The 8,893-nt window shown below is 71.3% G+C and carries 6 protein-coding genes; 3 read left to right on the forward strand and 3 right to left on the reverse strand.

Features of this window, described 5'->3' with window-relative positions:
- Positions 1-20: 20 nt before the first annotated feature.
- The 3 genes from H7A73_RS12935 to H7A73_RS12945 all read left to right on the forward strand — a co-directional run bounded on the left by H7A73_RS12935 (position 21) and on the right by H7A73_RS12945 (position 4,934).
- A complete protein-coding gene (locus H7A73_RS12935) occupies positions 21-3,530 on the forward strand; it encodes a TM0106 family RecB-like putative nuclease (RefSeq protein ID WP_182066330.1) in 3,510 nt (1,169 codons plus the stop codon).
- 17 nt (positions 3,531-3,547) lie between these two features.
- Positions 3,548-3,928, forward strand: coding sequence for a hypothetical protein (locus tag H7A73_RS12940; RefSeq protein ID WP_182066331.1), 381 nt, complete (start codon positions 3,548-3,550; stop codon positions 3,926-3,928).
- A 148-nt stretch (positions 3,929-4,076) separates the two neighbouring features.
- Positions 4,077-4,934 (forward strand): nuclease-related domain-containing protein, encoded by an 858-nt coding sequence (locus H7A73_RS12945; RefSeq protein ID WP_182066332.1) that lies wholly within the window; start codon positions 4,077-4,079, stop codon positions 4,932-4,934.
- 32 nt (positions 4,935-4,966) lie between these two features.
- Here H7A73_RS12945 and H7A73_RS12950 read toward each other — a convergent pair whose 3' ends face one another.
- The 3 genes from H7A73_RS12950 to H7A73_RS12960 form a co-directional block, all read right to left on the reverse strand.
- Complete coding sequence (locus H7A73_RS12950; RefSeq protein ID WP_182066333.1) at positions 4,967-5,392, reverse strand: SseB family protein; 426 nt, start codon at positions 5,390-5,392, stop codon at positions 4,967-4,969.
- A gap of 56 nt (positions 5,393-5,448) precedes the next feature.
- A complete protein-coding gene (locus H7A73_RS12955) occupies positions 5,449-6,240 on the reverse strand; it encodes an HNH endonuclease family protein (protein ID WP_259362883.1) in 792 nt (263 codons plus the stop codon).
- An 83-nt stretch (positions 6,241-6,323) separates the two neighbouring features.
- Positions 6,324-8,819, reverse strand: a complete 2,496-nt coding sequence (locus H7A73_RS12960) for a DEAD/DEAH box helicase (RefSeq protein WP_182066334.1) — start codon at positions 8,817-8,819, stop codon at positions 6,324-6,326.
- Between the last annotated feature and the right edge of the window lie 74 nt (positions 8,820-8,893).

An 8,893-nucleotide genomic window follows, 5' to 3' on the forward strand; every position in this document is an offset into this window, starting at 1 on the left:
ATGCCCATACGGTTGTCTTCGTGCAGATCACGTCGGACGGGCAGCCCATCCTCAGCCCGAGTGACCTGAGCACGTGGTCGGCCTGCGAGTGGGCGTTCCTCCGCCGCCTCGACGCCAAGCTCGGTCGCGGGGAACCGCTGCCGGAGGCGCACGACGACATGCTCGAGCGCACGGCTCGGCTGGGGGACCAGCACGAGCTCGACTACCTCGAGATCCTCAAGCAGACCCGCGACGTCGTTGAGTTCGACCGCCCCGCCCCGCCGGACTACGCGCGCGCCGCAGCCGAAGCGCGACAGGCCTTCGCCGAGGGCGCGGACGTGCTGTACCAGCCGACGTTCCACGCAGCACCCTCGGCCGACGCGCCCGGCTTCATCGGCTTCGCGGACTTCATCATCCGCAACGACCGCGGCGAGTACGAGGTGTACGACACCAAGCTCGCCCGCCACGCCAAGATCAGCGCCCTGCTGCAGCTCGCCGCGTACGCCGAGCAGATGCAGGCGCACGGCATCCCCACCGGTGGGCAGGTGCACCTGGTGCTCGGCGACCGGACGACGACCACGCACGACCTCGCCGACATCGCGCCGGTGTACCGCACGCAGCGCGCCGAGCTGCAGCGGGTCATCGCCGAGCGCATCGCGGCAGACGAACCGCTGCGATGGGGCGACCCGCGCTACTCGAGCTGTGGCCGATGCGCCGTCTGCTCGACGCAGGTCGCCGAGCACCGTGACCTTGTCCTCGTCGCCGGCATGCGCCTCGACCAACGGGCCAAGCTGATCAAGCACGAGGTGCGGACGATCGACGACCTGGCGGTCCGCACCCGGGCAGTACCGGGCTTGTCCCGCGCGACGCAGGATCGGCTGGTACGGCAGGCGAGCCTCCAGATCGAGTCGGAAGACGCCCGACGGAAGGGCGCCGATCTGCCGGACCAGCCCGTCATGCCGCGCTTCGAGGTCCTCGACGCCCGCGCGCTCGACGCGATCCCGGCGCCCGACCCGGGCGACGTGTTCTTCGACTTCGAGGGCGACCCGCTGCACACCGAGGACGGCGTGCACTGGGGCCTCGACTACCTGTTCGGCCTGGTCGACGACCAGGCCGAGTTCACGGCGTTCTGGGCGCACACCATCCGCGATGAGCGGCAGGCGCTGGTCGACTTCCTCGCGTTCATCCAGGCGCGGCGCGAGCAGTACCCCGGCATGCACATCTACCACTACGCGGCCTACGAGCGGACGCACCTGCTGTCGCTCGCCGCCCGGCACGGGGTGGGTGAAGAGGCCGTCGACGACCTGCTGCGCGCCGGCGTCCTGGTCGACCTGTACCCGATCGTCCGCAAGGCCCTGGTCGTCGGCAGCCACAGCTACTCGATCAAGAAGCTCGAGCCGCTGTACATGGGGTCGGACCTGCGCGAGAGCGACGTCACGAACGCCGCGGACAGCATCACCGCCTACGTCGACGCGATCGAGGAACTCCGGAACGGTGACGCCGTCGAGGGGCAGCGGATGCTCGACCAGGTCGCCGACTACAACGCCTACGACTGCCGCTCGACCCTGCGCCTGCGCGACTGGCTCCGCTCGCTGCGTACCGTCGACCCCGACGCGGCCGACCCGGCGCTCGAGCTCGAGGTCCCGCCGATCCCCGTCGAGCGCGAGCCGAACCCGGTGTACGTCGCCCTGGCCGCGCAACTCGAGGACTTCGACGCCCTCGACCGCACTCCCGACCAGACCGCGTTGGCGCTCGCTGCAGCCGCGATCGACTACCACCGCCGCGAGGCCAAGACCTTCTGGCAGGACCACTTCGACCGCCTGCGGAACCCGGTCGACGACTGGGCCGACACGCGTGACGTCCTGGTCGTGGAGCGTGCGTCCGTCGAGCGCGACTGGGACACGCTGCCGCGTGCCCGCTCGCAGTCGCGGGAACTCCGGTTGTCGGGGACGCTCGCGCCCGGCTCGCGGCTCCGGCCTGGAGGCACGCCCCACCTCGTCTACGACGACCCACTTCCGCCATCGGTCGTGTCTCCGGGTCCGGGGTCGAAGGGCGCGTCGTCGCGCGCCGTCATCGTGGACGTCCGAGACAACGGCGATGCCGTCGAGGTGCTCGTGAAAGAAGGACTGCCCGTCGGTGGCGAGCCGCATCACGAGTTCCCCGTGGCGCTCGCCCCGTCGGCGCCGCCCCGTGCGAAGCCCCAGCCCGAGGCGATCGCGTGGTGGGGCCAGGCCGTCCTCGACGAGCTGCCCGAGATGCTGCCCGACCCCGCGCTCGACCTGCTGCGCCGTGTGCCTCCTCGTGGCCGGATCGTCCCGGTGCATGGCGACGACACGGTGTCGGCCGTCGTGTCGACCCTGCTCGACCTCGACCACTCGTACCTGGCGATCCAGGGGCCTCCCGGCACGGGCAAGACCTACGTCGGCTCGAACGTCGTCGCCCGGCTCGTCCGCGAGTACGGCTGGCGCGTCGGGGTCGTCGGGCAGTCCCACGCGACGTCGGAGAACTTCCTGGCTTCGGTGGTCAAGGCCGGCGTCCCCGCGGACCGGGTCGTGAAGGTGCCGAAGTCCGGTGCGACCGAGGACGAGCTCGACGCCGCCGCGTGGACGCCCGTGAAGAACGGTGCCGCGGTCGCCGCGTTCCTGTCCTCGTGCGAGGCCTCGGGCACGGGCGGTGTCGTCGGTGGCACGGCGTGGACGTTCGCGAACGAGTCGACGATCGAGCGCCGGTCCCTCGACCTGCTCGTGGTCGACGAGGCCGGACAGTTCTCCCTCGCGCCGACCATCGCCTCGTCCGTCGCCGCGACCCGGCTCCTGCTGCTCGGGGATCCCCAGCAGCTGCCCCAGGTGTCGCAGGGCTCGCACCCCGAGCCCGTCGACGAGTCAGCGCTCGGCTGGCTCGCCGACGGCCAGCACGTCCTGCCGCCCGAGTTCGGGTACTTCCTCGCTCGCACCCGCCGCATGGAGCCCGCACTGACCGAGTCCGTCTCGGCCCTGTCCTACGACGGGCAACTGGCCTCGATGGTCTCCGGCAGGTACCTCGACGGCATCGACGCCGGGGTGCACCCCGTGCCGGTCGTCCACACGGGCAACACGACGTCCTCTACCGAGGAGGCCGCCCGGGTCGTCGCGCTCGTCGGTGACGTCGTCGGCCGCACGTGGACGGACGGCTCCGACACCCGCGCCCTGACCGACGAGGACGTCATCGTGGTCGCGCCGTACAACGCGCAGGGTGCACTGATCCGGCAGGAGCTCGATCGCGCTGGCTTCACCGGCACCCAGGTCGGCACGGTGGACTTGTTCCAAGGCCGCGAAGCCGTCGTGTCGATCGTGTCCCTGGCGGCGTCGAGTGCGGCGGACATCCCGCGCGGCCTCGACTTCCTGCTCATGCCAAACCGGTTGAACGTGGCGATCTCGCGGGCGAAGTGGGCGGCGTACCTCGTGCACTCGCCCGCGCTGACCACGGGGCTGCCCCCGTCGATCGCGGGACTCTCGCTGCTGTCCCGCTTCATCGAGCTCGTCGAGCCCCGCCCGCAGGCCGTCCGAGCCTGACCGCGAAGGCAAGGGACATGCTGGAGGACTGGGCGAGCCGCCCGTCGCCGTGGCGCTCTCGGGCATCCACGGCTGATCTCGTCGTGACCGTCTCGCTGTTCGTCGCGACGGCGCTGGCTGGGATCGCCGCTGTGCTCATCGGGTGGGTGTTCGCCGGACTGTCGCAGTACAGCTGTGACTGGGAGACGTCGACGCGTCCGTGCTCGCCGTGGGTCGCGTGGCTCCCCAGCCTGGTCGAGAGCATCGTGCTCGTCGTTGTCTTCGTCGGGGGCGCGGTCCTGGCCGCACGGGTTCGACGGACGAGGTCGCAGGGATGGGCGGTCGCCGTCAGCACCGCGACCGTCATGGCGATCGTGGTCTCCGTGACCTGGGTGGTCGTCGCGGAGCACACCGGGTGAGTCAGCGCTGCGTGACGGTTCTGGTTCGCGAACCCCGGGGATCATGAACCAGAACCGTCAACCGCACGGAACCATGGGGCCACCCGCCGCGCCGTGACGCCAGAACGAGGGCTGGCCGGACCAGACGTCGTCCTGGAACGGTGGAGGCATGGGGGAACACACGATCACCGCGGACCGTCCGAGCCCGAAGGGAACGGCGCCGCTGACACTCCGCGCCCGCAAGCCCGGGTACGCCGTGATGCAGCAGTGTCTCGCGATCCAAGCCGAGGGCCCCGCGCTGACGACCTGGCAGCGGTTCTGGGGGCACGACCCGCTCCGGCCGGAAGCCCGTTCGTGGTTCAAGGGAGCGATCGGCGAGCGGCAGGTCGCGGCCCAGCTCGAGGCACTCGGCCCGGACTGCACGGTCCTGCACGCTGTCCCGGTCGGGAAGGGCAGCACGGACATCGATCACGTCGTCGTCGGTCCGACCGGTGTCTTCTCGATCAACACGAAGAACCACTCCGGTCACGCGGTCTGGGCGGGCGGACGCACGCTGATGGTGAACGGCCAGCGGACGCCGCACCTGCACCGCGCGCTGGCCGAGGGAGAGCGTGCGACCGCACTGCTGTCGGCTGCAGCGGGCGGTCCGATCCTCGTGCAGCCGATCCTGGTGGTCCAGGCCGCCGAAATCCGGTTCGGCAAGAAGCCGCCGGCGGCCGTGATCCTCGAGCCCGAGCGTGTGGGCAGCTGGATCTGCGGGCTTCCCCGCGTGCACTCCGACGAAGCCGTGCGCTTCCTGTCGATGCTGGCTGAGGAACGGGGCACCTGGCACGTGGATGCCGTGGTCATCGACGACACCCTCCGCCACGTGCAGCGCTTCGAACGGCTCGAACACGAGATCGCCGACGCGCGCTCCCGTCGGAGCCTCATGCGCCGCGCTCGGGTCCTCGCGGTGCTGGCCGTTCCGGCGGGCGGTCTGCTCGGGTACTGGTGGGCGGTCGCCGCGACGGCGATGGCGGCTGCCTGACGACGAAGGCTTCGAGCCGCAGACAGTCCGGGTCAGTCGTCGTCGGTCGGGACGCCGCCCTGCATCTGCGCCCGCATCTGGGCGAGGACGTCCGCGTGCAGGAAGTTCGCGTCGGCAGCACTCGTCGGGTCGACCACGATGCCGAACTCCTCGGGCAGCGCGGACACGAGCTCGGACATCGGCACGGGACGCCCCTCGGCCTCGGGCAGACCGGCGGCGAGTTCGGCCGGGTCGGTGAAGACGGGCACGAACGGCTTGTCCCGGATCATGACGTGGGCGACACTGCCGGCCTCCGGGGTGCCCGCCGGCTTCCAGGGGACCCACGCCGCGCTGCGCAGGAAGCCCGCGGGCGAAGCCGCCATCCGCCGTCGCAGTTCGACGGCCGCGGTCGGCGGGGCCTTGTCGACGCCGCGGCCGAAGGCTGATCCGTTGGCCTGATCGCTACGCACACCAGCCATGCTGTCACGGTCGTCGGACACGGCGGGCCGAGCCGTGCCTCCAGGGGGTGCCAGCGTCAGCAGGCGTCGAGCACCCGCACCATCGCGTCCCGCTCCGCCGGAGCCACCCACAGGCGGTACTTCGCCTTCACCGTGACCTGGTGCTCGATGTAGGTGCAGCGGAACGCCTTGTTCGCGGGGAGCCAGGTCGCCGCGTCGCCGGAGCCCTTCTGCGAGTTGGACCGGCCGTCGACGGCGAACAGGTTCACCGGGTCGTTCGCCAGCGCCTGCCGTTCGGCTTCGGTGAGCCGCTGGGCTCCGGTGCGCCAGGCGTTCTCGAGCGCGACGACGTGGTCGATCTGCACGAGCGTCGAGGTCGTGTTGCCGCGGACGAAGTCGACAGTCGCCCCGGTGTACGGCGAGACGAGGGTGCCCGTGAGGACCTTGCAGCGGCCCTCGCGGGTGATGTCGGCGAGGTCGCGGGCGAGGACGTCGTTCCGGGTGTCGCACCCGTTGTGGTCGACGTCGAGCCAGGCGCTGCCGAAGTCGCCGGTGCGGTCGTAGCCGGTGCCGGCCGCCTTGCCCTTGACGGGCAGATCGGCGAGCTGGGTGCGTGCACGGACCGCGTCGGCGTCGGTTCCGCGGCTGACGGTCGGACTGGAGGCGGGGCTCGCCCCCGACGACGCCTGCTGCGGTCCGATCGTGGTCGTCTCCACGGCCGTGGGGCCGCCCGCCGCGGTCGTGCCCGCGGCGTCGGCGTCCGGGCCGAGGGCCCCGGTGGCGTCGAGGGCGTAGCCACCGACGGCGAGAGCCAGGACGACGAGGACGGAGGTCAGGGTGATGCGGCTGCGGCGTCGGCGGGACGTCATGCGGTGGGACTCCAGGTGGTGCGGGCGGAACGGTGGTGCGGGGCGGAACGTGGTGTGCGGGTCGAACGGGGGGGGGCAGTGGCTCAGGTCAGCAGGGAGCGGATGTCGTCGGCGGTCAGGTCGTCGGCGAACAGGGCGTCGTCGTCGATCATCGTGGCGAACAGCTCGGCCTTGCGCGCGGCGAGGGCGAGGACCTTCTCCTCGATGGTGTCCTCGGCGATGAACCGTTGGACGCTGACCGACCGGGTCTGCCCGATGCGGTGCGTGCGGTCGACGGCCTGGGACTCGGCGGCGGGGTTCCACCACGGGTCGAGCACGAACACGGTGTCCGCCTCGGTCAGGGTGAGCCCGAACCCGCCGGCCTTCAACGAGATGAGGAATGCCGGGGCGGTGCCCTGCCGGAAGCGCTCGATGACCTCGGGGCGCTTGCGCGTGGAGCCGTCGAGGTACTCGTAGCCGATGCCACGGGCGTCGAGGGCGTCGGACACCATCCGCAGGAACGAGGTGAACTGGCTGAACACCAGGGCGCGACGGCCCTCTGCCGCGAGCTGTTCGAGTTCGTCGAGCAGCAGGTCGAGCTTGGCGGAGGGGATCGGCGTCGCCGGCGACAGGGGCGAGTCCGATGACGCCGACCCGGACACCCCGGACGACACCAGCGCCGGCGACAGCGCGAGCATCCGCAGCAGCGTCAGCGATCGGAACACGATCATCCGGTTCTTCGACAGGTCGTCGATCAGGTCGAGGACCTTCAGGCGCTCCCGGTTGAGCGTGCGCTCGTACAGCTCCCGGTGCGCGGGGTCGAGCGTGACCCGGACCACCTGCTCCTGCTTCGGCGGCAGGTCGGCCGCGACGGCTTCCTTCGTGCGGCGGAGCATGAGCGGCCGGATCCGTCGACGCAGTCGCCCCGTGAGCTCCTGCCGGGCCTCGCCGCGCAGGTCTGGGGAGGCGAGGGGCTTGACGTAGTCGTCGCCGAACCGGGTCCAGGTGGACAGCAGCCCGGGCGCGACGATGTGGAACAGTGCCCACAGGTCCGTCAGGCCGTTCTCGAGCGGCGTGCCGGTGATCGCGAACTTCACCGGTGCCTGCAGCTCTGAGGCCACACGGTGGGTCTGGGATTGCGGGTTCTTCACGAACTGGGCCTCGTCGAGCACCAGCGCCGACCACGGCAGATCGGTCCAGGCGCGGGCGTCGAGCCGGAGCAGCGCGTACGAGGTGACGACGACGTCCGACGCAGCGGCGGTCCGGGCGACGAGCCCCGGGTCCTTCAGCGACGTCGAGGTCACCGTCGCGACCCGCAGCGACGGCACGAACTTCGCCGCCTCGGCCGCCCAGTTGCCGACGACCGAGGTCGGCGCGACGACGAGGAACGGGGGAGCGTCGGGCTCCGCGGCACGACGGGCGGCGACCATCGCGAGCACCTGCAGCGTCTTGCCGAGCCCCATGTCGTCGGCGAGCACCCCGCCGATGCCGTGCGTCACCAGGAACGACAGCCACGCGTACCCGGCGTGCTGGTACGGCCGCAGGTCGGCGTGCACGGTGTCCGGCACGGGGACGTCCCCCGGGAGAGTCGCCCCGAGCAGCCCCGAGGCGATCGCCTGCCACCGTTCGTCGTGCGAGGTCTCGTCGGCCAGCAGGTCGAACTCCGACCACAGCCCGGCGTGCAGGGGCGTGACGGCGATCGGCTGGTCGGGCTCCCACTCGTCCAGGTCACGGGCCTCGTCGATGAGCTCCTTGAGCCGGTCGAACGCGGGGTCGGCCAGCGACAGGTACGAGTTGTCGACGAGCTTGAGCCGTCGCTGCCGACTCGCGAGCGCGGTGAGCAGCGGCGTGAACGGGATCTGCTTGCCGTTGACGCTGACGATGATGCCGAGGTCGAACCAGTCGTGCTTGTCCGACGGCATCGTCGTCACGCGGATGTGCGGCCGCCCGCTCAACCGCTCGTAGTCGAGCCGCTCGCCCTGCACGACGGTGCGGACGCCGAGCGACGGCAGCTCGGGCAGGAACTCGTTCGCGAAGACCGCGACGTCAGCTCCGTCGATGGTGCCGTCCTGGAACCAGTCCAGTCCGGCACCCGGTCCGGCAGGGCGGACGGGAGGCCCGGCCCGCGTCGGGTCGTCGGCCTGCGTCGTCGCCGTGGTCGGTTCCACCGCCGCGGCCGGGTCCGCGACGGGACCGCCGGCCGGGTCGTCGGCCGCACGGAGCCTGGAGAGGTCGGGGAGCGGGCCGTGCAGGGACACCGGGTCCTTCCGGCCGTCGACGTGCCAGCGCCAGTGCAGGTGCACGCGGTCGTCGGTGCGCGGCGCGCGGGCCGGTTCGAACGTCGCGGTGAGCACGAGCTCGGGCGGGGTGCGCTCGGGCAGCTCCACCGAGCCGTCGGAGCTGACCAGGCCGAGGGCTCCGCGCAGCCGTGGCGACCAGTCGGCCAGGAACTCGTCGACCTCGGCGGTCGGCACCGTGATCCGGGTGCCCTCCAGGAGCATGCGGCGCTGGTCCTCGGGCACCGGTGCCGGGGTCGGGGCAACGGCGACGGCGAACTCGGGGCTCTCGCGGAACACGTAGACGCCGTGGTCGCCGATCATAGATCGGAAAATCACACCTCTGAACTCCAGTCACATTACTCGACCTCGTATGCCTGCTTCTGCTTGAAAAAAAA

It is taken from the genome of Curtobacterium sp. ME12 (assembly GCF_903970855.1).
In the GTDB taxonomy this organism is placed as follows: domain Bacteria; phylum Actinomycetota; class Actinomycetes; order Actinomycetales; family Microbacteriaceae; genus Curtobacterium; species Curtobacterium poinsettiae_A.

Bases quoted from the DNA above. Each gene is read 5' to 3' on its own strand.
- H7A73_RS12940 (WP_182066331.1), top strand. From the start codon at position 3,548: ATGCTGGAGGACTGGGCGAGCCGCCCGTCGCCGTGGCGCTCTCGGGCA.
- H7A73_RS12945 (WP_182066332.1), top strand. From the start codon at position 4,077: ATGGGGGAACACACGATCACCGCGGACCGTCCGAGCCCGAAGGGAACG.
- H7A73_RS12950 (WP_182066333.1), bottom strand. From the start codon at position 5,392: ATGGCTGGTGTGCGTAGCGATCAGGCCAACGGATCAGCCTTCGGCCGC.
- H7A73_RS12955 (WP_259362883.1), bottom strand. From the start codon at position 6,240: ATGACGTCCCGCCGACGCCGCAGCCGCATCACCCTGACCTCCGTCCTC.
- H7A73_RS12960 (WP_182066334.1), bottom strand. From the start codon at position 8,819: ATGATCGGCGACCACGGCGTCTACGTGTTCCGCGAGAGCCCCGAGTTC.